This window comes from Herbaspirillum rhizosphaerae, from assembly GCF_001189965.1.
In the GTDB taxonomy this organism is placed as follows: Bacteria; Pseudomonadota; Gammaproteobacteria; order Burkholderiales; family Burkholderiaceae_D; genus Herbaspirillum; species Herbaspirillum rhizosphaerae.
The window spans coordinates 1-26666 of the sequence record NZ_LFLU01000029.1; the positions used below are offsets into that span (position 1 = coordinate 1).

At 60.9% G+C, this 26666-nt stretch carries 23 protein-coding genes; 13 read left to right on the forward strand and 10 right to left on the reverse strand.

Features of this window, described 5'->3' with window-relative positions; translation table 11 throughout:
• Positions 1-724: 724 nt before the first annotated feature.
• The gene (locus AKL25_RS23095; protein ID WP_007875955.1) at positions 725-1189 is read left to right on the forward strand and encodes a (2Fe-2S)-binding protein; all 465 of its coding nucleotides are present in this window, start codon (positions 725-727) and stop codon (positions 1187-1189) included.
• Positions 1190-1199: 10 nt separating this feature from the next.
• On the forward strand, positions 1200-3320 hold the full coding sequence (locus AKL25_RS23100; protein WP_050480057.1) for a xanthine dehydrogenase family protein molybdopterin-binding subunit: 2121 nt from the start codon (positions 1200-1202) through the stop codon (positions 3318-3320).
• Between the two features lie 75 nt (positions 3321-3395).
• On the opposite strand, the gene AKL25_RS23105 is transcribed toward AKL25_RS23100, so the two are convergent.
• From AKL25_RS23105 to AKL25_RS23140, 8 genes are all read right to left on the reverse strand, one after another.
• Positions 3396-4127 (reverse strand): 2OG-Fe(II) oxygenase, encoded by a 732-nt coding sequence (locus AKL25_RS23105; protein WP_050480058.1) that lies wholly within the window; start codon positions 4125-4127, stop codon positions 3396-3398.
• A 129-nt stretch (positions 4128-4256) separates the two neighbouring features.
• The gene (locus AKL25_RS23110) at positions 4257-5099 is read right to left on the reverse strand and encodes an aldo/keto reductase (protein ID WP_050480059.1); all 843 of its coding nucleotides are present in this window, start codon (positions 5097-5099) and stop codon (positions 4257-4259) included.
• A 54-nt stretch (positions 5100-5153) separates the two neighbouring features.
• A complete protein-coding gene (locus AKL25_RS23115; protein WP_050480060.1) occupies positions 5154-6401 on the reverse strand; it encodes a phospholipase D-like domain-containing protein in 1248 nt (415 codons plus the stop codon).
• A gap of 28 nt (positions 6402-6429) precedes the next feature.
• Positions 6430-7071, reverse strand: coding sequence for a MotA/TolQ/ExbB proton channel family protein (locus AKL25_RS23120; protein ID WP_050480061.1), 642 nt, complete (start codon positions 7069-7071; stop codon positions 6430-6432).
• A 64-nt stretch (positions 7072-7135) separates the two neighbouring features.
• The gene (locus AKL25_RS23125) at positions 7136-9535 is read right to left on the reverse strand and encodes a TonB-dependent receptor (RefSeq protein WP_050480062.1); all 2400 of its coding nucleotides are present in this window, start codon (positions 9533-9535) and stop codon (positions 7136-7138) included.
• Positions 9536-9603: 68 nt separating this feature from the next.
• Entirely contained in the window at positions 9604-10344 is a 741-nt protein-coding gene (locus tag AKL25_RS23130) for a TonB family protein (protein WP_050480063.1), read from the reverse strand.
• Positions 10341-10748, reverse strand: a complete 408-nt coding sequence (locus tag AKL25_RS23135; protein ID WP_050480064.1) for an ExbD/TolR family protein — start codon at positions 10746-10748, stop codon at positions 10341-10343. The genes AKL25_RS23130 and AKL25_RS23135 overlap by 4 nt, the downstream gene beginning before the upstream one ends.
• 113 nt (positions 10749-10861) lie before the next feature.
• Complete coding sequence (locus AKL25_RS23140) at positions 10862-11431, reverse strand: hypothetical protein (RefSeq protein WP_050480065.1); 570 nt, start codon at positions 11429-11431, stop codon at positions 10862-10864.
• Between the two features lie 208 nt (positions 11432-11639).
• Here AKL25_RS23140 and AKL25_RS23145 point away from each other — a divergent pair, with 208 nt between their 5' ends.
• Positions 11640-12002: a transcriptional regulator gene (locus tag AKL25_RS23145; RefSeq protein ID WP_050480066.1), complete on the forward strand. Its 363-nt coding sequence runs from the start codon at positions 11640-11642 to the stop codon at positions 12000-12002.
• A 121-nt stretch (positions 12003-12123) separates the two neighbouring features.
• Positions 12124-12879: a CDP-diacylglycerol diphosphatase gene (locus AKL25_RS23150; protein WP_050480067.1), complete on the forward strand. Its 756-nt coding sequence runs from the start codon at positions 12124-12126 to the stop codon at positions 12877-12879.
• Between the two features lie 18 nt (positions 12880-12897).
• Here AKL25_RS23150 and AKL25_RS23155 read toward each other — a convergent pair whose 3' ends face one another.
• Positions 12898-13653, reverse strand: a complete 756-nt coding sequence (locus AKL25_RS23155) for an SDR family oxidoreductase (RefSeq protein WP_050480068.1) — start codon at positions 13651-13653, stop codon at positions 12898-12900.
• 412 nt (positions 13654-14065) lie between these two features.
• Here AKL25_RS23155 and AKL25_RS23160 point away from each other — a divergent pair, with 412 nt between their 5' ends.
• Positions 14066-14971, forward strand: a complete 906-nt coding sequence (locus AKL25_RS23160) for a LysR family transcriptional regulator (RefSeq protein WP_050480069.1) — start codon at positions 14066-14068, stop codon at positions 14969-14971.
• Between the two features lie 13 nt (positions 14972-14984).
• Here the strand turns inward: AKL25_RS23160 and AKL25_RS23165 are convergent, their stop codons facing one another.
• Complete coding sequence (locus tag AKL25_RS23165; protein WP_050480070.1) at positions 14985-15425, reverse strand: MerR family transcriptional regulator; 441 nt, start codon at positions 15423-15425, stop codon at positions 14985-14987.
• A gap of 129 nt (positions 15426-15554) precedes the next feature.
• Here AKL25_RS23165 and AKL25_RS23170 point away from each other — a divergent pair, with 129 nt between their 5' ends.
• From AKL25_RS23170 to AKL25_RS23205, 8 genes are all read left to right on the forward strand, one after another.
• Complete coding sequence (locus AKL25_RS23170) at positions 15555-16619, forward strand: SDR family oxidoreductase (protein WP_050480071.1); 1065 nt, start codon at positions 15555-15557, stop codon at positions 16617-16619.
• 112 nt (positions 16620-16731) lie between these two features.
• Positions 16732-17535 (forward strand): MipA/OmpV family protein, encoded by an 804-nt coding sequence (locus tag AKL25_RS23175; protein WP_050480077.1) that lies wholly within the window; start codon positions 16732-16734, stop codon positions 17533-17535.
• 282 nt (positions 17536-17817) lie between these two features.
• Positions 17818-18516, forward strand: coding sequence for a response regulator transcription factor (locus tag AKL25_RS23180; RefSeq protein WP_050480072.1), 699 nt, complete (start codon positions 17818-17820; stop codon positions 18514-18516).
• Positions 18513-19865, forward strand: a complete 1353-nt coding sequence (locus tag AKL25_RS23185; RefSeq protein ID WP_050480073.1) for a sensor histidine kinase — start codon at positions 18513-18515, stop codon at positions 19863-19865. Before AKL25_RS23180 ends, AKL25_RS23185 begins: the two co-directional genes overlap by 4 nt.
• A gap of 143 nt (positions 19866-20008) precedes the next feature.
• A complete protein-coding gene (locus tag AKL25_RS23190; RefSeq protein ID WP_050480074.1) occupies positions 20009-21259 on the forward strand; it encodes an Hsp70 family protein in 1251 nt (416 codons plus the stop codon).
• Positions 21260-21488: 229 nt separating this feature from the next.
• Positions 21489-23753 (forward strand): CHASE2 domain-containing protein, encoded by a 2265-nt coding sequence (locus tag AKL25_RS23195; RefSeq protein WP_050480075.1) that lies wholly within the window; start codon positions 21489-21491, stop codon positions 23751-23753.
• A 563-nt stretch (positions 23754-24316) separates the two neighbouring features.
• Positions 24317-25954, forward strand: coding sequence for a ShlB/FhaC/HecB family hemolysin secretion/activation protein (locus tag AKL25_RS23200; RefSeq protein ID WP_420840729.1), 1638 nt, complete (start codon positions 24317-24319; stop codon positions 25952-25954).
• A 1-nt stretch (position 25955) separates the two neighbouring features.
• Positions 25956-26666: two-partner secretion domain-containing protein (locus tag AKL25_RS23205; RefSeq protein ID WP_157050741.1), on the forward strand; the 711-nt coding region annotated here is incomplete at its 3' end.

Genomic DNA, 26666 nt, shown 5'->3' on the forward strand with positions numbered 1-26666 from the left:
TATGCGCTCGCCGATCGCCACTCCAAATCATCGCAACCCTTCTCCCTCGCAAGACCCCGCTGACCACTCATCGCCTCACTCGCTTCTCAAGCATCGGCAACATCCGCCCTTGGCTATACCTTCTTCCAGCTTTAATCTGCATCATCTTGCCGGCGACAGATCCCGGCTCACTATCTCACCATCATTCTTCCTTCTGAAGACTTCTGGCTCCGCTCTGAGGGACATCGCAGTTGGCAACCGCATTCCTTGTGCGCATTCTTTAATGTTCAATAGCCACCAAGGATCTGCCCCGATATTCTGAACTCCGCATTTGAATCAACAGTTCGTCTCAATCCTTCTTTTCATTCCACAAGCAAATCATTCCAAATCAAAAATCGCAGCCAGCCGGCCGCCTTACTAAAACCAATTACAAAACTTCACCGCCAACCTCAAAAAATAAACCGGACAGGTAACTCCAGGAATCGCCATCCAATACCCTTCCATCCGGGAATCCGCCACCAGCGCCGTATTTCGTCGGGAATAGCGGAAAAATCTCCCTGCAAAATTTTCCGGATAAGCCTATTATCTGCAAACGCAATCGAGACGGATCCGGTGCAGAACAGCTTGCGAAATCCGCAATCGCCACATTCTCCGCATTACTCTCGAGCGCGCCAGGCACGGACATCCGGACGGATTGGCGTCTTCCCCGATGTTCTACCCAACAGGACGTCGGAGGAGTTAAAAGATGACAACCAGCTTCAACCTCAACGGTAAGCAAGTCACAGTCAAGGCGGAACCGGACACCCCGCTGTTATGGGTGATCCGCGATGAAATCGGTCTCACCGGCACCAAGTTCGGTTGCGGCATGGCCTTGTGCGGCGCCTGTACCGTGCAGCTCGACGGCGCGCCGATACGCTCCTGCCAGACACCGGTATCGGCAGCCGCCGGCAAGAAGGTCGCCACCGTCGAATCCCTCTCCAAAGACAATTCCCATCCTCTGCAAAAAGCCTGGATTGCGCATGACGTGCCGCAATGCGGCTATTGCCAGTCGGGTCAACTGATGAGTGCCGCGGCGCTGCTGCGCACCAACAAAAATCCGTCGGACGCCGACATCGAGAACGCCATGAGCGGCAACATCTGCCGCTGCGGCACCTATAACCGCATCCGCGCCGCCATCAAGAGCGCTGCCGCGGAAATGCGCAAGGCCTGAGGAGATCACCATGACAACCACACGACGTGATTTTCTCAAGGTGACGGCCGTCGTCGGCGGCGGTCTGACACTGGGCGTCAGCTTGCCCGGCGCAGTGAGCGAAGCGCAGGCGGCCGGTACGCTCTACACGCCAAACGCTTGGGTGCACATTGCCGACAACAACACCATTACGCTGATTTCCGCGCGTTCGGAAATGGGGCAGGGCGTCTATACCTCCATGCCCATGCTGATTGCCGAAGAACTCGACGTCGACATTCGCAAAGTCAAAGTCGAAATCGCGCCGGTCGGCGACGTCTATATCAATTCGCTGCTTGGCGGCCAGCTCACCGGCGGCTCGACCTCGGTGCGCGAAGGTTGGGAAAAACTGCGCGTGGCCGGCGCCCAGGTGCGCACCATGCTGGTCAGCGCCGCTGCAGAAAAGTGGCAGATCAGCGCCGATAAACTGAGTGTCAGCAACGGCAAAGTCATCGGCCCGGGCGGACGCAAGGCGACCTACGGCGAGCTGGCGGATGCCGCTTCGAAACTGCCGGTGCCGAAAGACGTCGTCCTGAAGGATCCTAAAGATTTCAAGATCATCGGCAAGGCCACCAAGCGTCTCGATACGCCCTCGAAAGTCAACGGCACGGCGGTCTACGGCATCGACGTCAAATTGCCGGGCATGGTGTACGCCTCGCTCGAACAGTGCCCGGTCATCGGCGGCAAAGTCACCAGCTTCGACGCCGGCAAAGCCAAGGCCATGCCAGGCGTGATCGACGTTGTACAGATTCGCGACGGCGTCGCCGTGGTCGCCGACAGCTACTGGCATGCAAAAAAAGCCCGCGAAGCGCTGACCATCACCTGGGATGAAGGTCCAGTCGCGAAGATCGACAATGCCTCGATGATGGAAGGCATCCGCAATGCCAAAGATACGCCGACGCCGATCAAGAAAACCGGCGATGCCGACACCGCCATGAAGACCGCCGCCAAGACCATGCAGGCCGAATACTGGTCGCCGCTGCTGGCGCACGCCACCATGGAACCGCAGAATTTCACCGCGGATTACAAGGATGGCAAATGCCTGGTGGTCGGCCCGGCGCAATTCCAGCAGGGTACGCAAGGTAATGTCGCCGCAGCGCTGGGACTCAAACCGGAAGACGTCACCGTCAAGACCACCTTCCTCGGCGGCGGTTTCGGCCGGCGTCTGGAATATGATTTCGCGGTGCAGGCGGCGGAGATTTCCAAAGCCGTCGGCAAACCCGTCAAACTGCTGTGGAGCCGCGAAGACGACACCACGCACGACTTCTACCGGCCGATGGCTTTCCACCGCATGGCGGCGGGACTCGATGCGTCCGGCAAGCCGGTGGCGCTGACCTTCCAGCTCACCTCGCAGTCGGTGACGCAACGCGCCTTCGGCCTGCCCAAGGGCACATTGGATCCCTTCATGGCGGAAGCCTCCGTGGTGGGCTACGACATCCCCAACATGACGCAGGAACTGATCGAACACGACAGCGGCTTGCGCGTCGGCTATTGGCGATCGGTCAGCCATGCGCTTAACGCCTTCGCCAACGAAAGCTTCATCGACGAGCTGGCCGCCGCCGCCGGCAAGGATCCCTACCAATACCGCCTGGCCTTGCTCGACAAGCAACCGCGCTATGCCAACGTGCTCAAGATCGCGGCGACCAAAGCCGGCTGGGGCAAACCGCTACCGGCAGGACATAGCCGCGGCATCGCCCTGATGGAAGGCTACGACACCTATATGGCGCAGGTCGCGGAAATATCGGTGAAAGACAACGAAATCACCGTGCATAAAATCTGGGTCGCCGCCGATCTCGGACAGATGGTGAATCCCGACACGGTCGAAGCGCAGTTGCAGTCGAGCATCGCCTTCGGCCTGTCTTCCACGCTAGGCGCCGAAATCACGCTCGACAAGGGCCGGGTGCAGCAGACCAACTTCCACGACTATCCGGTCATCCGCATGTCGCAGATGCCGCGTATCGACGTCACCCTGGTCAAGAGCACCGAGAAGCCGGGCGGCATCGGTGAACCGGCGACCGCTCTGGTCGGCCCGGCGGTGGCGAACGCCTTGTTTGCCGCGACCGGCAAGCGCGTACGCAAGATTCCGCTGTCGCCGGACAACATCAAGTCGGCCTGATCGCCACAGGCAGCAACATCACGGCACTCTCGTTCATTGCGAGAGTGCCGTTTTTATTTCATGTGAGGGTTTCCCTCACAGCGCATCATGAAAAATCACACCCGCCGTATAGCGATGACCGGACCGCAAGCGACTCACACCGTGACGCATCTTCACCCGGTAAAACCCTCGCGTGCCTTGCACCGGCCGTTCATTGACGGCGAATATCACCGCGTCGCCCTTGCGTAGCGGCACCACTTCGGCGCGCGACTGCATGCGTGGACGCTGCTCCGTCATGACGAATTCGCCGCCGCTGAAATCGCGTCCCGGGTCAGACAGCAAGATCGCCATCTGTATCGGAAAGACATGTTCGCCATATAAGTCCTGATGCAGGCAGTTGTAGTCGCCCGCCTGATATTTGAGGATCAGCGGCGTCGGCCTCAACTGACCGGCGGCGTGGCAGCGCGCAATGAATTGCGCATGCGCAGGGGGATAGCGCACCTCGATACCCATCGCCTCGTTCCAGCGATTGGCCAGCGGCGCCAGGTGCGGGTAGAAGGCGTTGCGCAATTCGCCGATGATTTCCAGCAAAGGGTAGCTGAAATACTTGTACTCCCCTTGCCCGAAGCCGTGGCGTTCCATCACCACGCGGCTGCGGTAGATTTCATCGCGGGCATAACGCGCAATCAGCGCGTCGCATTCGTGCATAGTCAGCAGCGCCGGCAAGCGGGCGCAGCCGTATTGATTCAGCTCGGCGCCGATTTCTTGCCAGTGCAGCGCATGGGCGCGCTGCGCGATGGTGTTGGAGCGTTCCACAACGGTGTTCATCGATTCATCCTTTCACATGCCAGTCGCACAGTGTAGGAAGAAGACATTGCGGCAACACTCCGCCGCTTGCTTTTGAATCCGCTGCATCTGCAGAGAGCGATTACTTGCCGATTCGATCTCCGCACATGTTCACAGCATCTCCAGCGGACGGCGTTTTTTCGGCGGCGGGAAGGCCTTGTCAAGCTCGGCGAGATCGGCTGCACTCAAGCTCACCTCCAGACACGCGCGATTGTCTTGCACATGCTGCAAGGTCGACGCCTTCGGAATCGAGATCACGCCCGGGCGCCGCAACGTCCACGCCAGTGCAATCTGCGCCGGCGTGACGCCGTGGCGTTTGGCGACGGCTGCCAGCGTCGGATCCTTGAGGATGCGCCCTTGCTCGATGGGCGAATACGCCATGACGGCAACGTTCCGTTCGGTGCAATAAGGCTGCAGATCAAACTCGATGCCGCGTCGCGACAAGTTGTACAAAACCTGGTTGACCTGCACGTGATGGCCGTTGTCCTGCTCCAGCAATTCGGCCATGTCGTCGTTGTCCAGATTGCTCACGCCCCAGGCGCCGATCTTGCCCTGATCGATCAGGGTTTCCATGGCCTCGATAGTGGCGGAAAACGGCGGCGTGCCGCGCCAGTGCAACAGATAGAGATCGATGCGATCAACCGCCAGGCGTTTCAGGCTGGCTTCGCATGCCTTGACGGTGCCCTGGCGCGAGGCGTTGAACGGCAGCACCTTGCTGACCAGATAGACCTGGTCGCGGCGGCCGGCAATGGCTCGGCCGACAACTTTTTCGGCGCCGCCGTCGGCGTACATTTCGGCGGTGTCGATCAGCGTCATGCCGAGTTCGATACCGTGCTGCAGGGCGCGGACTTCATCGGCGGCGCGGGCGGCCGACTCGCCCATGTTCCAGGTGCCCTGGCCAAGGGCGGGCACGCGGTCGCCGTTGCTGAGCGTGATGGTGGGGATGGGATTCATGGAGGCTCCGTCATGCTGAATAGACTGAGCCTCCAATGTAGCGCAACTTTCCCTTCAGGGTTCGGGCTGCTCTTTTCCCTTTACCGGCCGCGGGTAGTTTTTCAGCACCTCGACAGGCTGGGCGTAAGGCGAACTCCAGGTCTGCTCATGCAGTTCGGCCACGCGTCTGGCCATCTTCTCGTTGCGGATCACGACTTCCAGATTGCGTGAATTGTCGAGATAACCACCGCTCCAGTTGCTGGTGCCGATCCAGGCGACCCGGCCGTCGACAGACATGGACTTGGTGTGGATTACGCGTGCGAACGGAATGAAGCCCGACGACGCCTGCGGCAAGGTGACGATACGGATTTCCATGTTCGGCAATACGGCCAGGCTTTGCAGGTAGCGGATCGCCGGCTGCTCGGTATTCCAGCTCGACACCATCAGCTTGACCTTGACGCCGCGCGCAAGCGCCGCGCGAATCGCATTGTCGATCACCGCATAGTAAGGGCGCGTCTTGTTGGGGCCGTAACTGAGCGGCGCATAGTCGAGCAGTTGCACGCGCACCTCGGTTTTGGCCGCCGCCAGCAAGCGCACCAGCTCGGTTTGCGAATCGCCTACGCCGGCAGGGTTGAAGGCATTGGGACTGGCGACCAGGTATGCGGCCTGTTTGTCGTCGGCCGGAACCACGCCGGTATTGAGCACGGGAACAGGCTTGCCCTGTGCGACCAGCTCCTGCGCATGCCAGTCGGTTTCAAAGATTTGCTGCACCTGTCTCGCAATCGTCGCGTCGCTGATACGCAGGCCGGTCTCGTGGATGTGGCTGAACGAACGCCAGTCGAAATTCTGGCTGCCGACATAAGCACTCTCGCCGTCAACCACCAGATACTTGGCGTGGATGATGCCGTTGCCGGTCAGTTTGGCGTAGTCGAGCTGGCGGAATTCCAGATTCGGAATCTGCCTGAGCCGGTCGATGGTGGCCTGGTCGGAAGCAAACTCGCCCTTTTTTTCCATCAGGAAGCGGATCTTCACGCCGCGCTGTCCTGCAGCAGCCAGATGCGCAATGATGCCGTCAAGCGCTTCTCCCGGCTTGCCGGCGACGTAGAACTGGCCGAACACGATCTCGCGCTGTGCGGCATCGAACATGCCATTCCACACCGTGACTGCATCGCGCAGGTCGGGCGTGGCAAGTGCGGTCTCCTGCGGCACGGTGTGGACCAGTTCAAAACCTGGAATGGCGAACTCCGCTCTGGCGTTACCGTGCAAGGCAAGCGCGACGCCGAGAGTGCAGAGCAGTTGATTGAGTTTATGCAATGAGCGCATGTCAGTGGGGTGATGGAGGATTATTCGGTCAGGCAACGTGCAGCTTGCCGTTGTGCGGCTGCGGTTGATCCTGTCCGGCAATGCGGCCGACGCAGGCGCGCAGCATCAGTACTTTCAGATGATCGTTGATGCGCTCGATGCGTTCCTGAAACATGTTGAAGAAGAACATGCCGACCACCGCAATGCCGATGCCGAGCGCCGTCGCATAGAGCGCGGTGCCGATGCCTTGCGACACCTGGCCCGGATCGGACACGCCGGAGACTGCCAGCGCCTTGAAGGTATCGATGATGCCGAGGATGGTGCCCAGCAGTCCCAGCAGCGGGGCGGCGGTGACGATCGTATCGAGAATCCACAGACGTTCCTGCACGGCGCCGCGATTGGCGATGTAGACCGATTCGCTGAAGTCTTCCAGATCCTTGTCGGAATCAAGATGATGCTTTTCCGCCAGGATTTCCGACACCAGCGCCAACGGCAGGCTGGCGCGGGAGCGCAGCTCGTCCGGCAATTCGCGCACGTGTTGCACGGCGTGCGTCATGGCCTTTTCCAGCCCGATGGCCTGGCGCAGCGTGTAACCGAAAAACAGGCCGCGCTCGACGATCACGAAGATGGCCAGCGCCGCGCAGGCGTACATCAGGTAAAAAGCGACTTCGTGGAGTATTTGCATGTTCATGATTGCCTCTCTTGCAGATGTTCAGGGCGACAGGTTTGCACCCGTCGCCCGCAGAAACTGACGATTAGAAATCCGCCGTCAGGGTGACCGAGAACGTACGCGGTGCGCTCACATAGAACGACGGCGCCGTGCCGGCGATGCTGCCGATGGTTTGTGCATTGGTGGTGAACTGGCTGCCGCTGCTCGAACTCATGTTCAGGTATTGCTTGTCGAACAGGTTGGAGACGTTGAAACGTACGGTCGGCTTCTTGATCCATGCCGCCGACGGAAAGGTCACGCCCGCACCGGCATTGAACAAGGTGTAGCCGCCCAGCGCGTCGTCGTTGACCAGTGTGGAATAACGGCGGCCGGTGTACTTGGCCTGGCCGAACACGTACCAGCCGTCCTGCGCATATTGCAGGCTCAGGCCGCTCAGCCAGTTAGGCGTGTCGGGGAATTCCTTGCCGGCGGTCGGCAGCGAGTTGGTCGCGTCCCAGCGCATGTTCTGCTTCATCTTGCTCTTGATGTAGGACAGCGAACCGTACAGCGCCAGATTGCGCGTCAGCGCGTAACCGGATTCCAGCTCGAAACCCTTAGAGGTGGAATCGCCCACGTTGAAGTCGGTGCGGTTGCCGGTATCCGGGTTATACGACGAGGCGATGCGGTTGGTGTAGTCGATGTAGAACACCGAGCTGGAGAAGGTCATTTTTTCGGTCGAGTAACGATAGCCGAGGTCGTAATTCCAGGAGGTTTCCTTGTCGACCGGCACGTTGCGCACCGTACCGCCGGTGGATACTCCGTTGACGATCGTGTTGCCCGACAGCAGACCGAAGTAGGAGAAGTTGCCCGGCGCCTTGAAGTTCTTGGCCGCGTTGAAAAACACCGAGCGCGCCTGATCCAGCTGATACTTCAGACCCAGGCTGGGCAGCAAGTCCGAGTACGATTTTTGCAGTGTGTAAAAACCGGTCGCACTCTGGCTGGGATTGTTGGTGAAATTGCGGTCGATGCTGGAGTAGCGCGCACCCAGTTGCAGGTTCAGCTTGTCCTGCAGCATGCTGATGCTGTCTTGCACGAAAGCCGACTTGCCGGTGCTGATGGTCAGCGTGTCGCGATACTGGACGTAAGTGCCGTCCTGGTTCTTGATCCAGGCGCCAGGATTGTTCTGCCACATGTCGGCCATATTGCCGTTGTTGTCGATGGTCGAGAATTGGCCGGTTTGCTGGTGGCGAGCACGCTCGTACCAATAACCGAACATCAGGCGATGGTTGTCGATCTGCTGGTTGTACTTCAGCGTCACGCCCGGGCGATAAGTACGCGTGCGGCTGCCTTCATAGACGAACACCGTATCGAGCGTGTCGCCGTCGCCGTTGATGTCGCGTACGCCGCCGCCCAGCAGGTTGCCGGCGTTGCCTTCGGTCAGTGTCTGCAACTGGTTGGCGCCGGTGCCGAAGCCGTACCACATGTAAGGATTGACGTCGACGCTGGAGGTCGGCGTCAACTGGAAGTGAGCATTGACGGTCGCCAGGTAATTGCGGAATGGATTGAGGTTGTAGCCGTAGTACAAATCTTTGTTGCCGGTGTTGATGCCGGCGTTGGCTGCGTAGTTGGAATCGTTTTGCGCAGTGCCGTTGACGCCGGGCTGGTGCACCGGAGCACGTGTGCCGAAATCGTAGTCGCGGCCGAACTGGGCGATTTGCGCCTTGGTCAGCGAACGGTAGTTGTTGTTGACGGCCGTGTTGTACATCAGGCTGCCGTCGATGAAGCTGCCGCTGCCCAGGTCGAGCTTGCTGTTGAAATCCATGTGCTGCTTGTCGGCGCCGCCCTGGCCCTTGAACTTGTCGGCCGTGGTGTTCGAATACGACAGGAAGAACTTGAACTTGCCATCGAAGATCTTGCCGGAATCCACGCGCACGTACTGCTTGCGCAGATTGTTGGAGCCGAAGATGGTGGAGACGCGGAAGCGGCGTTCATCTTCCGGGCTGCACAAGGTCATGCCGATGTTGCCGCCGGAGGCGCCGACGTGCGGCGCTTCGGTGTCGGTCGAGCCTTGTGTGACGAAGACGTCGCACAGGTTTTCGGCATCGGTGTATTCCTGCGGATAGACGGCGAAGCTGCCGGAGTCGTTGACCGGCGCGCCGTTGATGGTGAAGCCGAGCTGGTCGCTGTTGAAGCCGCGCACGCGGATATTGCCGCCGAACAGGCCGGTGCCGTCCTGGTCATAAGTATTCACGCCCGGCAACAGATTGATCATCTGGTATGGATTGCCGGTGGCGCTTTGCTTTTCGATGTAATCGCGATTGACCGAGCTGCGCGCCTTGGGCGATTCTTCGGCCTGGATCAGACCGGTGGCTTGCGGCGTGCCGGCAGAACCCTGCACGGTCACCTTGCCGACTTCGGTGGTGTCGTCGGCAGCGTAAGCGATGGGGCTGGATGCCATGAAGATGCCGGAGATCAGCAGCGATAGCCGGCTAAGTTTGTGGTGCATGTTCTTACTCCCCTGAAGGTGGTATTGGCGTTGTAGTAAAAATGCGTGGATGTCCGTCGGCTGAGGCCTCAGCCGCCCGGAATGAATTCCAGCTCTGCGGTGAAACGGTGTGTGCTCTCGCCTGCCCAGGTGTTCTCGGGGAAGGCGCTGAAACTGGCGCGATTGATGGTCTTGCGTGCGGCGTCATCAAGCAGCATCGAATTCGAGGATGAGTCGATACCGACATCGACCACCGAACCGTCGCGTTTGAGGATGAACCAGAGGCGGACCTTGCCCTGCGGACGCAGCTGGCTGGCTTCGCGCCCCGTCGGGTAGCGTTTGATGCTGTTGAGATGCGCGCGCAGCTTGCCGACGTATTCCGCTTCGACATTTGCGGCAGCAGGCTTGACCGGCGCCGTCGGAACCGGAGGCGGCGCAGGCGCCGGCGCTGGTGCAACGGGGGCCGCCTCTGCGGTGCGCGGCGCTGTTGCCGGCAGCTCCGGCGTGCTTGTCGCGGCAGGCGTGCTTGGGGCCGGCGAATTCATCAAGGGCTTCGGCGCTGCCTGTGGTCTGGGCGTCGGCGAAGGCGGCTGCACGATCTTTTGTTTGGGCGGCTCCGGCGGTTGTACCGGTTTGGGCGTTTCCGGAACAGGGGCAGGAGGCTCCGGCGACATCAGCGAAATCTGCACCGGCGTCTCGTCGGTATGCTGCACCAGCTTGACGGTCTGCTGCACGCCCAGCAATGCCAGCGCAATCAGCGCCAGTACCGACGGCATGGCGGCGACGGTCTCGCGGAAGCGGAACAGTAGCGGCGGAGCGGCGGTAATCATGATTTACGGGTAGCGATGGCGATGGAATCGAAACCGCCTTGCTTCAACGCATCCATCACATCCACCAGGCGCTGCACTTCCACGCCGCGGTCGCTGTTGACGATGACGTTGAGCTTCTCACCGTCCTTGCGGATCTCGTTCAGGCGTCCGATCAGGCCGCTGAGCGGCGTATCGACGCCGTCGACCTGGATCACATCCTTCAGGCCGATCGTGATGACGGCCTTGGCTTGCGGCTTCAGGTCCTGCGCCGTGCTGGAACTGGGCAGATGCGTTTTGAGCCCGAGCGCAGGAATCACGTTCAGGCTGATCAGTACAAAAAAGACCAGCAAGAACATCATCACGTCGATCATCGGAATGATCTCGACGCGGGCCTTCCGTTTTTTGGGTTCGTCCCAGCTACGCATGCTTGCTCCCGTTGCAGATATACAAATGGCTTATCGCTATAATTTTTATAACGATGCGGAAGCGTAGCGGGGAATTATTTCGTGCGTATTACAACGAGCACGCGAGAAAAATCTTAACGATCAGGCAATGGAATGAAGGACAATAAAGTCTTGATCGTGTAGACCACGATCAGCGAGCCGATCAGGTCGCCGATCGACATGACGATCAGGCCCGCCCAGAAGTGGTACGAAACGCCGCGGAAGGCGAACCAGATCAGTTGCAGAAGAGGGTTGGACAAGGCATAGATCAGCACGCACAACATCAGGCGTGCGGTGGTCAGATTGGTGAGCGAACGCCGCAGATCCATGCCTTCCAGTGTGAAGCGATACGCCAGATAAGGCGCCAGTGCGGAAATCACTGCATAGCCTGCGGTGGTGACCGGATCGCCCGGAAACAGGTTGTACAGGCAGGCTGCGAGCAGGGAGGCGACAAAGATGCCGATCAGCGCCGCCTCGGCGAACAGCAGCGTGCAGATCAGGCGCACTCCCGCCGGCAGGTAGATCCAGGCAATACCCTGCGTGAACTCGGTTTGCTTGAACAGCCAGTCGTTCGCCATGTAGGACAGCAGATAGCAAACGGCGGTCAGGCTTGCCGTAGCGAGACCGAGACGCAGGCGGGAAGTCGGTGGAGGATTGGTGTCCATAACGGCGCGTATGTTACGCAGTTTTTATGTGCATTTTGTGACGTACGGAAATACCTGTGGCTAAATCGCCGCGTATCTGACGGCCGTATCGAGCCCGAATTGCCAATTATCGCAGCATTGGCGTATCATTCGTTATGAAATTAAGAACATATTTCAAAAATAGCTAAAACATTTCTGCCTGCTATATACCAAGACAAATATCGTAGCCATGGATAAACCCGCCCGTCCCGCAGATATCTACCTGCGCTTTCTTCAGCTTGCCAACGCGCTGCGCGGCTTGCCGTCGCTGTCGTCGCTGGATCCGCTGGAAGACCGCATCCTTGCATTCATCGCGCAGGCAGGACAAGAGCAGCAGCGCTTGTCCGTGCGCGACCTGATGGCGCAGAGCGAGTTCGGTTCGCCGGCGATGCTGCACACGCGCCTGAAGTCCATGCGCGAAAAAGGCTGGATCGTATTGGCCGATACCGACGATCCGCGCCGCAAGCAGGTGGAACTGAGCCAGGCTGCCTGGCTGCACTTCGACAAATTGTCCAAGTGCCTGGTGCAAGCTGCCAAAGATATCGAGAAATAAAAAGCGCCGGATCGTTCCGGCGTTTTTTATTGGGGCCGGAGATGATGTACCTTGCTGTAATTACGGCGACATATCCGACGGCTAGAGTAAAGTCGCCGCGACTCTTCACACACTATTCACTATGCGCTTCTTTTCCTTTGCCGCACTTGCTTGTGCGTTGTCATGTTTTCTGGCGATATCGGCCGCACCAGTACAAGCGGCCAACCCCGACGCGCTGTGGCAAATCGTCAGCCAGCAATGCGTGCCCAACAGCGAAAAAACCGGCGACCCCAAGCCTTGCGCCATGGTCGATCGCGAACGCGGCTTCATCATCCTCAAGGACATCGTCGGCGCGGCGCAATACCTGCTGATTCCGACGGTGCGCTTGTCCGGCATTGAAAGCCGCGAGTTGCTGCAGGCCGATGCGCCGAATTATTGGCAATACGCCTGGGAGCAGCGCCACCGCGTCGGCGATGCGCTCGGCCGCCCGCTGGAACCGAGCCAGATCGGGCTGGAAGTCAACTCGGCGGCAGCACGCAGCCAGTTGCAGCTGCATATTCATATCGATTGCATGCGCGCCGACTTGCCGCAGGTGCTGTCGGCGCACCGGCGCGATCCGCTCGGCAAGTGGATGCCGCTGGCGCTCGATGGCCACGTCTACTCGGTCATGCGGTTGAGCGGCGACGCCTTGCAAACGCAGAATCCGTTCAAGCTGGCTGCTGCGCGCAGTGCGCACGCCGCGACCTCGATGGGCGCGCAATCGCTGCTGCTGACCGGCGCCCGGTTCGACGGCGGCGACGAAGGCTTTTATCTGATCAACATGCCGGTCAACTTCGACAAAAGCGAGCACGGCAGCGCCGAGGTCTTGCTCGACCACGGCTGCGCCATTGCCAAATAGGATCGAACCCATCGGTCATCACACCTGCGCCATGCCGCCATCCACGAACATCTCGGCGCCGTTCATGTAGCTGCTGTCGTCCGAGGCCAGGAACACCAGCGCCTTGGCGATTTCTTCCGGTTCGCCGACACGGCCCATCGGCACCTGGCTTGCCAGGTAATCCAGCAAACCTTGTTGCTGCGCCGGATCATTGCCGGCCAGTTCGACCAGGCCGGTAGTGCGGATCGGGCCGGGGCTGATCACGTTCACGCGCACGCCGGCTTCTTTCAGGTCCAGCGTCCAGCTGCGCGCCAGATTGCGCACGGCGGCCTTGGTGGCGCTGTAGATGCTGAAGGCGGCGGTGCCCATGGTGGTGGTGGTCGATCCGCTGAGGATCACCGATGCGCCGCGCGACAGCAGCGGCAAGGCCTTCTGCACGGTGAAGACCACGGCTTTCACATTGCGGTTGAAGGTCTCGTCGAAATGTTCTTCGGTGATCTGGCCGAGCGGCAGCATGTTGCCGCCGCCGGCGTTGGCAAACAGCACGTCGAGACGGCCGGCCTTGGTGCGGATCACGTCGAACACGCGATCGAGGTCCGCCAGTTTGGTGGAGTCTGCCTGCACGCCGACGGCATTGTCGCCGATAGCCTTGACTGCTGCATCCAGTTCCGCCTGACGGCGACCGGTGATGAATACCTTCGCGCCCTGCTCTGCGTAAGCCTTGGCGGTTGCCAGGCCGATGCCGCTGGTGCCGCCGGTGACGAGGGCGATTTTGTTGTCCAGTTTCTTGCTCATTTCGTTCTCCTTGGGAGTGGTGGGGGCCTGTTAGCAATTAGTTTTCGAGGTGCGTTGCTGGCAGAAATCGTGCTGGCAAGGCGCGTGGCGTAGCAGGTGGTGGGCCCACCTGCTAGCCATGCAACGCCGCTAGCGCGATTTCTGCCAGCAACCCTTCGGGAACGGCTGCAGGCGTCGCCTGCCGTTGTTGCAGCTCCTTGCCGTAGCACCGCTACGTCGCGTCGCTGCGCCTAGGCAGTCAACGCCTGCCGCGCGTTCGCACTCGAAAACTAATTGCTAACAGGCCCGGGGTGTAGGAGAACGATATAACTATCTATTTTATAAATAAATATGCTATTTATTAAATAATAATTTCTGTGTATGAATAATGGTCTGCTGACAGACTCGCTGCAAACAGGCAAAGGAAGAGGGAATGGATCAATTGTTAGCCTTACGCGTCTTCGTACGCATCGCCGAAGCCGGCACGTTCACCAAGGCGTCCGATTCGCTCGACATCCCCAAGCCCACCGTCACCAAACTGATCCAGGAGCTGGAAAGCCATCTCGGCACCAAGCTGCTGCAACGGACCACGCGCCGCGTCACCGTCACGCCGGAAGGCGCCGCTTACTATCAGCGCGCATTGCGGTTGATTGGCGAGCTGGAAGACATGGACGCCGCCGCCGGCCGTGCGCGGGCGCAGCCGAAAGGGCGCTTGCGCATCGACATCGGTTCCTCGCTGGCCAGCCTGATCCTTATCCCGGCGCTGCCGGATTTCCGCAAGCGTTATCCCGACATCCAGCTCGATCTCGGCGTCAGCGATCGTGCGGTGGACATGGTCGGCGACGCCGTCGATTGCGTCATCCGCGGCGGCGCCCTGCAGGACTCGACGCTGGTGGCGCGCCGGATCGCTGAACTGGATTACGTCACTTGCGCGACGCCCGCCTATCTGAAAGCGCGCGGCAAGCCGAAACATCCGTCCGAGCTGGAGCAGAGTCACGATATCGTCGGTTATTTTTCATCGCTGACCGGCCGGCCGTTTCCCTTGCTGTTCGCGCGCGATGGCGCAACGCTGGAGATGCATGCGGCGACCGCCGTCGCCGTCAACGAGAGCACCGCCCACATGACGGCGTTGCTGTCCGGTCTTGGCGTCGGCCAGACTTTCGGTTTCATGGCGCGTCCGTATATCCGGCAAAAGATGCTCGCGCCGGTGCTGGAAGACTGGCATCGCGACAAGCATCCGCTCTACATCGTGTATCCGCCCAACCGCCATCTCAGCGCCAAGCTGCGCGTGTTTGTGGATTGGGCGGCGGAAGTGTTCGCGAAGTGGAGTTCGACCTGAGCCGCGCGGAGGCTTAGCGCGCCGGTTTCTTCACCGGTCGCCCACCGGGCGTATGCAATTGCGTTTTCATGCGTTTGGCCATGGCCGAAGGATCGATGCAACCGCCGGTCGCCCAGCTTTCGATCAGCGTCGCGCGCATCATGCGCAGGTCCTGGCGCTGGGTCTGCAATGCCCCAATCATCTTGTCCATCTCGCGCAGCCGGTCGTCGACGCTTTGCAGGGTCCCGTCGTCAGGCCCGGCCGGCGTCGCGTCGAAAAAGATACGCACGCTGTCCAGCGGAAAGCCCAGGCTCTGCGCAATGCGGATCACGTACACGCGCTGCACGTCGATCTCCGCATAGCTGCGGTAGCCGTTGCTGCCGCGTTCGGGCGACGGCAGCAGGCCGCTGCGTTCATAAAAGCGGATGGCTGACGCCGTTAGCCCGGTTTGTTCTGCGAGTTCGCTGATTTTCATGGGATCGTCCGTGCGTTTGATCTGTGTGCCTGATTTGCCTGCTTGACCTTCAACCTGACTTCAAGCTTAGTATCCCTGTGATCCGACGTCCAGCGAAATTCCGCGGCGTCCAACACTGAAAGGAAAATCATGGCGAACGGTGCGAATGGTACGAATGGTACAAACGGGAAACTGGTATTGGTCACCGGCGGCGCGGGATTCGTCGGCGTGCATTGCATCCTGCAATTGCTGGAGGCGGGATACCGCGTGCGCACCACCTTGCGTTCATTGCCCCGCGAAGCCGAGGTGCGCGCGATGCTGAAAACCGGCGGCGTGCAATCCGATGCCGGACTGAGCTTCGCCGCCGCCGATCTGCTCAAGGATGCCGGCTGGGCGGAGGCCGTGGCGGGCTGCGATTTCGTGTTGCACGTTGCCTCGCCGTTCCCCGCCAGCGTGCCGAAACACGAAGACGATCTGATCGTGCCGGCGCGCGAAGGCACGCTGCGCGTCCTCCGTGCCGCGCGCGACGCCGGCGTCCGGCGCGTGGTGCTGACCTCGTCCTTTGCCGCCGTCGGCTACGGCGTGCCGGTCACGTCGCAGCCTTTCACCGAAGAGAGCTGGACCAATCCCGACGCGCCGCAAGTGGCCGCCTATTACAAATCCAAAACCCTGGCCGAGCGCGCCGCCTGGGATTTCATCGCGCGCGAAGGCGGCGCGCTGGAGTTGTCGGTGGTCAATCCGGTCGGCGTCTTCGGTCCGGCGCTCGGCGCCGATGTCTCCACCTCGATCGAAATCATCAAGCGCCTGATGGACGGCGCCATGCCCGGCCTGCCGCGCATCACCTTTAGCATCGTCGACGTGCGCGACGTGGCGCAGTTGCATCTGCTGGCAATGACCGACCCGGCGGCAAAGGGCCAGCGCTTCCTTGCCGTTGCCGGCGAGAGCATCCCCCTGCAGGCAGTCGCGCGCATGTTGAAAGCGCGGCTGGGCCAGGCCGCCGCACGCGTGCCGACGCGCCTGCTGCCGGACTGGCTGTTGCGCGTATTTGCACTGCTGGACCGTTCGGTGGCGCTGGTGGTGCCGGAGTTGGGCAAGGTGCGCCAGGTCAGCAACGACAAGGCGCGCCGCGTATTGGGCTGGACTCCGCGTTCGAACGAAGAAGCCATCGTGGCGAGTGCGCAGAGCCTGATGGCGCTGGGGCTGCTCAAGAAGTAGCAGCCGGCTGCCTGGTACAAAACGGGCGGTAAGTGAACAGTAAGTCTCCCTGCCGGATCATCGTGTCGCACTATTCCTTTCCAACACGATGCATCCGAATCCGGGAGTCTTCATGCGGTACTACCAGTCTTTCCTCAATATCCTCGTCCTCGGCGTTGCAGCCAGCTGCGCGTCCTTTGCGCAGGCGCAAGACGTCATCGGCAACATCGACGCCAATGCCGACAGCCAGGCAGATCCCCAGGCCGACGCAACGACATGGGGCCTCGGCCTAGGCGTCGGCATCCAGCGCAGCCCATATCGCGGCTACGGCAACAAGACTTCTGCCTTGCCTATCCTGTTGTACAACAGCAAACATTTCCGCGTTGCAGGCACGACGGCAGACTTCAAGCTGGGCACGGTCAGCCAGTTCGATTTTTCGTTGCGCGCCAAATACTCCAACGACGGCTACAAGTCCGGCGACGCTACCATCCTCAACGGCATGGATGAGCGCAAGGACGGTTTCTGGCTGGGCGGCGCGGCGGAATGGCGCGCCCCGTTCGCCAAGTTCTCTCTGGAGTGGCTCAAGGCCGCCGGCAACAGCAACGGCCAGACCATCAAGCTGGGCGCCGAGCGCGGCTTCACCGTCGGTCGCGTCAAGCTGACGCCGCATCTGGGCGTGACCTGGATGAATAACGACTACGTCAATTACTACTATGGCGTAAAGTCGACGGAGGTGAGTTCGACGCGCGCAGCCTATACCGGCAAGTCGACCACCAATGCCAGTGTAGGATTGCGTACCGACTACAGCCTGACCAAGGCGCAATCGATGTTCCTCGACCTGAGCGTGACGCACTACGGCAGCGGCATCACCGACAGCCCGCTGGTGGACCGTTCGACAGCGCCGGGACTGCGGCTGGGTTATATCTACAAATTCTAGAACTCATTTCATAAATAGCCGCGAGTGCGAACGATCCTGTTTGGGAGGTAGTGCAAGGCGTGTCGCGCAGCCAAGGGTGGTACCCTTGGCAAGCGGCGCAACGCTGCAATACGCCCAAACAGGACGTTCCCGAAGGGTTTGCCCCGGAAAGAGCGCTGGCTGCGTTGTGCTCCTTGCGCGTAGCACCGCTACGCGACGCGTCGCCCGCCTTGCCAGCGCCCTTTCCGGGGCAAACGCATCTCACGGGTATTTATGAAATGAGTTCTGGACTCTGAGGTTGCAATGAATCGCATCGCGCTGTTGGAAGATCATGAACGGATGGCAGCGTTGATCGTGAAAGCGCTGGCCGCATCCGGCATCGAGACCGACGTCTACGCCACCATCGCGCATGCCGCCGATGGTTGCGCACAAATGGCGTATCCGGTCCTGGTGCTGGATCGCAGCCTGCCCGACGGCGACGGCCTCGATCTGGTGCGGCAGTTGCGTGCGCGCGGCGTGCTTACCCCGTGCCTGATGCTGACTGCGCGCGACGCCTTGCATGACCGCGTATCCGGCCTGGAGGCGGGCGCCGACGATTATCTGCCCAAGCCCTTCTCCATGGAAGAAATGGTGGCGCGCGTGCGGGCGCTGATGCGGCGGCCCTCGCAGCTGCAAAGTCTTTCTCCCGAATTCGCAGGTCTGTGCATCGAACCGGACGCCGGCTGCATGCGTCACGGCGACGAATCGGTATCGCTGGCCGCCGCCGAGATGCAATTGATGCTGGTGCTGGTGCGCGCTACCGGCAAGACGGTGCGACGCTCCGCGTTGGAAGCGGCGGCGTGGGGCTTGTCCGAACCGGTCACGCCGAATGCGCTCGACGTCGCGCTGCATCGCTTGCGCCGCAAACTCGCCGCCATCGACTCCACGCTGCAGATCGCCAATATCCGCGGCCACGGCTACGCGCTGGTGGACGCCGAAAAGCAAGCCCAGCTCTCATCATGAAAAGCCTGTCCTTTCGATTACTGACCACTGCCGCAATCGTGCTGACGTGCATCAGCGGCATCATCGTGCTGGCGTTTGCCCTGTTGCTGCGCTGGGGGCCGAATATGCTGGTCAACCTCGAACTCAGCCGCAATGCTGAACGCATCGTCAGCGGCCTGCATTTCAACGCCGCCGGCATGCCAGACCGCGTGAAGTTGAATCAAAGGATGACGGCGGTCTACAGCGTGCTCCAGCAAGATGCGGTGTACCGTGTCCTCGACCAGCATGGCGCGGTGCTGATGTCATCCGACAGCGGCGCGACTGCTTACGCGCCGCAGGGCGAAGACTTTGATCCGGGGCGCAGTCGCTTCCAGATAATTGGCGGCGCCGGCGTGCTGCAAGTGATCACCTTGCCGTTCACGCATGAGGACCGGCAGTTCTACGTGCAGTTGATGCGCAGCGAGCGCATGCATCGCGTCATCATCGACAGCGATAGCGAAAAGACGCAAAAAATCGTCATCGCCGCCGCCATCGTCGCCATGTTGATGTTCAGTCTGATCGTGGTGTGGACGTTGCATCGCGCCTTGAAACCACTACGCAAGGCGTCGGCTGCGGCGGAGCAAATCCAGGTCGACAATCTGTCGGCGCGGCTGTCGCTGGAAGGCGTGCCGAGCGAGCTTGCGCCGCTGTTCACCGCCTTCAACCTGGCGCTGCAACGGCTCGACGACGGCTACCGCGTGCAGCGCGAATTTCTCGCCACGGCGGCGCATGAGCTGAAGACGCCGCTGGCGCTGATTCGCGGCCAGATCGAACTGGATGGCGGGAGCGGCGACGGCCAGGACCGCAGCGCCTTGCTGCGCGATCTCGATCACATGGCGCGCCAGGTGCATCAGCTGCTGCATCTGGCCGAAGCCAGCGAGCGCCAGAATTACGCGATGGAAGAGATCGACGTCAAGGACATCGCCGCCGAAGCCGCCGCCCAACTTGAGCGCCTTGCCCAGAGACGCGATGTGCACGTGGTCGGTGTCGCCAACGACGAGCTCGTCATGGTCGCCGGCGATCGCGGCGCCTTGTTCGTCTTGCTGCGCAACCTCATCGAAAACGCCATTCATCACGCGCCGCCCGGCAGCGCCATCGATATCGATATCAACCGGCAAGGCATCACGGTCAGAGATCACGGCGACGGCATTGCCGCCGACGCCATGCCGATGCTGTTCAAACGTTTCTGGCGTGGCGCGCATCGGCGCGATGAAGGTGCGGGGCTGGGTTTGTCGATCTGCGAAGAAATCGTACGGACGCACGGCTGGACGCTCCGGGCGGAAAATACGATGCCCGGCGCGAGCTTCCGGATCACCTTCGCCCCAAAATAAGTCTCTCGCACGGGGTTTTGTTTGTTATTTAGGCAATTTTCCCGTAATGCGGAAAGTTGCCGTCAAGGTATCCGCTTTACTACAGACACAGGCCGTGCTTTTCTATATCATCCCGCCTTTGCAAAAATACGGCAGGGATAAGCATGTCAGACGCTTGCGGCGTGGATTTCGGGACGTCCAATTCCACGATGGGATGGAGCAGGCAGGGACAACCATCCTTGCTGGCGCTGGAAGACGGCAAGATGACCTTGCCATCGGTGGTCTTCTTCAACGCCGACGAAAATGAGTTCAGTTACGGTCGCGCTGCACTGTCGACCTACCTGTCCGGCTACGAAGGTCGCCTGATGCGCTCGCTCAAGAGCCTGCTCGGTTCCGGCATGATCGACGGCCAGACCGAAGTCGGCGGCCGCGCGCTGCCGTTTCGCGCGCTGCTGACGCAATTCATCGGCGAACTCAAACAGCGCGGCGAACGTTCCGCCGGCCGCCGCTTCGACAGCGTGGTGCTCGGGCGTCCGGTGCATTTTGTCGACGACAACGCCGACGCCGATCAACTGGCGCAAGACACGCTCGAAGAGATCGCGCGCGCGGTCGGTTTCAAGCACATCGATTTCCAGTACGAACCGATCGCTGCCGCCTTCGATTACGAATCCACCATCGCCAGCGAAGAGCTGGTGCTCATCGCCGACATCGGCGGCGGCACCTCCGACTTTTCGCTGGTGCGCCTGTCGCCCGAGCGCGCCAAGAAGGCAGAACGCCGCGACGACATCCTCGCCAACGGCGGCGTGCACATCGGCGGCACCGACTTCGACAAATACCTCAGCCTGGCCAGCGTCATGCCGCTGCTCGGCCTGGGCAGCAAGCTCACCAGCAACAGCGAAGTGCCGTCCGGCTATTACTTCAACCTGGCGACCTGGCACACCATCAACCTGATCTACACGCGCAAGGCCTGGCAGCAATTGCAGGACGTCTATCGCGAAGTCAGCGAGCGCGAGAAGTTCGCGCGCCTGCTCGACCTGGTCGAGCAGCGCGCCGGACACTGGCTGGCGCTGCAGGTGGAAGCCGCAAAGATCGGTTTGTCCGCCGGCGAATCGGTGACGCTCGAGCTCGATCGTCTGCGCCCGCCGGAGTCGCTGCAATTGCATCGCGCCGATTTCGACGCCAGCATCGATCACCTGGTGGAATCGGTGGAGCAAACCGTCGGCAAGCTGCTGAGCGACGCCGGCGTAAAGGCCGATGCAATCGATTCGGTATTCTTCACCGGCGGCTCCAGCGGCGTGCAGTTGCTGCGCCGTCGTATCGCGGCATTGGTGCCGAACGCGCGGCAAGTCGAAGGCGACCTGTTTGGCAGCATCGGGTCCGGTCTTGCATTAGATGCTGTGCGGAAATTTTCTTAACGCGCTCTGACGCATAAAAAAACACGCCGTCGTCCCAGCGCACGCTGGGACCCAGCGTCGTTCATCCTTTCAAGCCTCTCCTGAAGCTTTCAATGTCGCCGGGTCCTGACTTTCGTCAGGACGACGGCGCGTGAGATGACTGTTGTTGCAATGTGCTTCTCTGCGAATCACGTTGTGATTCGCCATGACTGCTGGCATCATCGCAACAAATAAATCTCAGGGGAAAGCTGTGGTGCGTCGTCTCTTCGCAAAACACGGTGCGCGCTGGTTGCTGGCGCTGGTATTGACGCTGGCGGCAGGCGCGCAGGTGATGGGTTATCTGCCCGGCTTGCTGACCGACCGCATCGACCTGTTCTTCTACGACATGCGCATGCGCATCGCCAAGGTCGAAACCGATCCCCGCATCATCATCGTCGACATCGATGAAAAGAGCATCGGCGAAATCGGCCGCTGGCCCTGGAGCCGCGACGTCGTCGCCGCGCTGATCAGCAAGATGACCGACAGCTACGAAGCGCAGACCGTCGCTTTCGACGTGCTGTTCGCCGAACCCGACAACAGCTCCGGCTACGCCACCCTCGAAAGCCTCGCCCACAGCGAACTGAAATCGCTGCCGCAATTCGGCCAGCAATTGCAGGCGCTCAAGCCCAAGCTGGATTTCGATGCGCGCATGGCGGCAGCCATCAACGGCCGTCCGGTGGTGATGGGCTACAACCTCTCCAATGAACCAGACGCCATCGCCAAGGGCGAGCTGCCCAAGCCGGTCTTCACCACCGCCGCACTGGGCGGCCGCCGTCTCGACGTCACCAGGTGGAAAGCTTACGGCGCCAACCTGCCGCAGTTGCAGCAGGCTGCCGAAGCCGGCGGCTTCTTCAACCCGCTGCTCGACAGCGACGGCCTGATCCGCCGCGTGCCGCTGATCGCGCAAGTGGGCGACAATTTCTACGAATCGCTGGCGCTGGCAAGCGCGCGCTCGGCGCTCGGCGCCACGCGCATGAAGCCGATCTTCCTGCAACAGGATGCCGTGATGTCGGATCAGCAGTTGCGCGATTACGGCGCGCTGGAATCGATCGCGCTCGACACCAAACCGCGCCCGACTTTCATCCCGGTCGAGCGCCATCTGACCACGCTGGTGACCTATCGCGGCCGCGGCGGCATTCACGGCGGCGCGTTCCGTTATGTGTCGGCGGTGGACATCCTCAAGGGACGCATTCCCAAGAACGATCTGGCCGGACGCATCCTGCTGGTCGGCACCACGGTGCCGGGCTTGTACGACTTGCGGGCCACGCCGGTGAGCCCGAACTATCCCGGCGTGGAAATCCACGCCAACATCATCGCCTCCATCCTCGACGGCGACTTCAAACAGCAGCCGGAATTCTCGGTCGGCTTCAACGTCGTGCAGATCGCCCTCATCGGCCTGGTGCTGGGTTTGCTGTTGCCCTTGCTCGGGCCGTTGTGGGCCATTGTGCTGGCGGCGGGCACGGCGTTCGGCATCGGCGCTTTCAACTTCTGGCTGTATGACAGTGGCGGGTTGGTGTTGCCGATGGCGACCGCGCTGATCCTGATCGCCGCGCTGTTCATCTGCAATCTGGGCTGGGGTTACCTGTTCGAATACCGCAACCGCCGCGCCATCGTCAATCTGTTCGGCGAATACGTGGCGCCCGAGCTGGTCGCCGAAATGGCCGCCAATCCCGCCAGCTACAACATGGAAGGCGAGAGCCGCGAACTGACCGTGATGTTCTCCGATGTGCGCGGCTTCACTACCATCTCCGAAGGCCTGCAGCCCAACGAATTGCGCGAATACATCAACGCCTACCTTACCGCCATGTCGGAAGACATCCGCGGCAATCGCGGCACGCTCGACAAATACATCGGCGACGCCGTGATGGCGTTCTGGGGCGCGCCGATCGCCTTGCCGGACCACGCTGCGCGCGCGGTGACCACGGCGCTGAAGATGCAGCAGAGCTGTATCGTGCTCAACGAAGAATTCGCCAAGCGCAACTGGCCGCCGCTGAAGATCGGCATCGGCCTGAACACCGGCAACATGCGCGTGGGCGACATGGGCTCCAAGATCCGCAAGGCGTACACGGTGATGGGCGACGCCGTCAATCTGTCGTCGCGCCTGGAGTCGATCACCAAGGTCTACGGCGTCGGCGTGCTGGTTGGCGTGGCCACGCGCGACGCAGCGCCGGAGTTCGCTTATCGTGAGCTCGACAGCGTGCGCGTCAAGGGCAAGAACGAACCGGTGCCGATTTTCGAGCCGCTCGGACTGGCGTCGGAACTGACACCGGCGCAGCGCGGGCAACTCGAGCAATGGACCGCGGCGCTCGCCTTCGTGCGTCAGCAACAATGGGACCAGGCCGAGCAGATTATCCTTGCCTTACAGCAAGAACAATCGCACGGTCTGTACGATCTCTACCTGCAACGCATCGCCTACTTCCGCGCGCATCCCCTGCCTGCAGATTGGGATGGCGTGACAACTTTCGAGACAAAGTGACAAGGCTTGTAGTGCCCGACTGGCAAGACTTTCATTATTTTATTTCTGCATGGAAATGATGTTGACAGGCCGTTGTCAGATAAGCGAAAACCGATACGACATATTGCGGATTTTTGTCGACAGGCAATAGGCTCTCTATCTATACTCCGCAGTATGTCGCGCTGTTCGGGGCGGGTGGCGCGGGCACGGTGATTTTCGTCGCAACGTGATTTGTATCGGCAGTATTTCGCGCAAGAAGAACAAAAAATCCGCGAGATCGATACAGCACAGGCGGCGATGACAATTGCCGTCGTACAACAAACTCTCCGAAGAATAAACAAGGCTGGAAATCCCGCGATACTCGCGTCTTCCGGCTGTCGTTGCGAGCGTAGCATTCGTAATAGTGTGCGATGCCGGGTATGGGCCAGGTATCGCATGCAGCAGGCAGTACAGCAGCAAGCCGGATGCATCGCGGATGCGCGGCGAAAGAGGGCAGGGAATTCATCATAAATCGAGACGACGTCAGGCTTGTTGCCGCAAGGCAGCCAGCGCCCGGCGGCTGTCGTCCTGAGAACGATATAAAAATGAAACAACGTTTATTACAGTGCTTATTGGGGATGACATTGACGGTTGCAGCCGTCAGTGCGCTTGCCGAGGACAGCTTCACCATCGAACGCTTCCAGGTCGAGGGCAATACGCTCTTGTCTGCGGAACAAATCCAACGTCTGGTAGCGCCGATGACCGGTTCCGGCCGCGTCTACGGCGACGTGCAAAAGGCGCTGGAAGCGCTGGACAACGCCTACCGCAAGGAAGGCTACAGCGCGGTGCAGGTCTACGTGCCCGAGCAGGAACTCACCGGCGGCGTGGTCAGGATTCAGGTGACTGAAAACATGATCAAGGACGTCACCGTCACCGGCAACAAACACTTCAGCGAAAAGAATATCCGCGCCAGCGTGCCGGCGCTCGAGATCGGCAAGACGCCCAACTTGCGCGCCATATCCGAAGCCGTGCAACTGAGCAACGACAGCGCCGCCAAGCAAATCAACGTGTCCTTGAGCTCCTCGGAAGAAGACGGCAAGATCGACGCCGAAATCAAAGTGACCGACTACGACCCGCTGCGCGTATTCCTGACGCTGGACAACACCGGCGCCGCCAGCACCGGCAACTGGCGCACCGGCGTGGCGATCCAGCATGCCAACCTGTTCGACCGCGACCAGGTCGGCACCCTGGCCTACACCACGTCGCCGGACAGCCCGCACGGCGTCAAGGTCGATATCTATTCGCTCGGTTATCGCATTCCGCTGTACAGCATCGGCGACAGCCTCGATTTCATCTACGGTAAATCCAGCGTCAACACGCCGGGCGGATCGCCGACGCTGGGCGGCGTGCTGGGCTTCACCGGCAAGGGCGACGTCTACGGCTTCCGCTGGAACCATTTCTTCGCGCGCGAAGGCGAAACCAGCACCAAGCTGGTGTTCGGCGTCGACTATAAAAAGATCGATTCGCGTTGCAGCTTCGGCGGCACCGAAGTGAGCATTGCACCTCCCACGCCATTGATCGCGTCGTGCGTGCCTTACACCACTATGCCATTGAGCGTAACCTACAGCGGCCAGACGCGCGGCGTCAGCCAGAGCATCGACTACAACATCGGCATTGCGCGCAACTGGGCCACAGGCACGGCTTACACCAATACCCAGGGCGGCAATCGCGTCGATCGCTATTCCTACCTGACGCCCGGCAGCCGCAACACCGTCGACGATTTCATCGTCGTGCGCGGCGGCGGATCGATCTTCAAGGGCTTCGCCAGCGACTGGCAAATGCGCATCGCCGCCAGCGCGCAATATGCGCCGAACCCGCTGGTGTCGGCGGAACAATTCGGCCTGGTCGGCGCCACCACCGTGCGCGGTTTTACCGAACGTGCAGTGGCTGCCGACAGCGGCGTGATCGTCAACGCCGAAGTCTATACACCGGAACTGGCAAGCAAGGGCAACCTGCGCCTGCTAGGTTTTTACGATATCGGCCGCGGCCACAACAGCAACGTCGGCAGCAGCGGCATCCCCTCCAGCATGACCGTCGCCAGCCTGGGTTTTGGCGCGCGCTATGCCCTGGGTCGGGACTTCAACGTGAAGCTGGATGTGGCGCGCGTCGCCATCTCCGGCACATCCTTGACGGAAAAGCGTGGCGATTTGAATGCGCATGTAAGCGCGACACTGGGGTTCTGACATGAATAATCCGGGCCAAAAGGCCGTAGCAAGCAAGGACGCAGCGCGCGTCGAACTGCAGCCGCCATCGTTCACGATGCGCGTCGGCAATCGCCGGCTGACGATGAGCTGGCGTCCGCGCAAGCCGGTACCGGTGTTGCTGACGGGTTTGCTGCGCCGTTCGTGGCGGGCCATGTTCGGCAATTCGCTGCGTATCTCGATGACGGCCGCCGCCATCTGCGCGGCGTGGAATGTACCGGCGCTGGCCGCCGCACCACCGGTCAACACCTTGCCCACCGGCGGCGTCATCACCTCCGGCGCGGCCACCATCACGCAAAACGGCAACACGCTCAACATCAACCAGAGCACGCAGCAGGCAATCGGCAACTTCAGCAGCTTCAGCATCGGCGCCAACGCCACGGTCGACATCAGCCAACCGAATTCCGCTGCCGCCTTCCTGGCGCGCGTGACCGGCACCGACCCCTCGCAGATTTACGGACTGCTCAAAGCCAACGGCTCGGTCACGCTGATCAACCAGAACGGCATCATGGTAGGACCGGGCGGCGTGGTCGACGTGGCGCGCTTCATCGCCAGTACATTGAACATCACCGACAGCGATTTCCTGGCGGGCCGCCTGACCTTCAACGCCGGCGCAACCGCCGGCAACGTCGACAATCAAGGCACCATCAAGACCGCCACCGGCGGCAGCGTGTACCTGATCGGCGCCAATGTC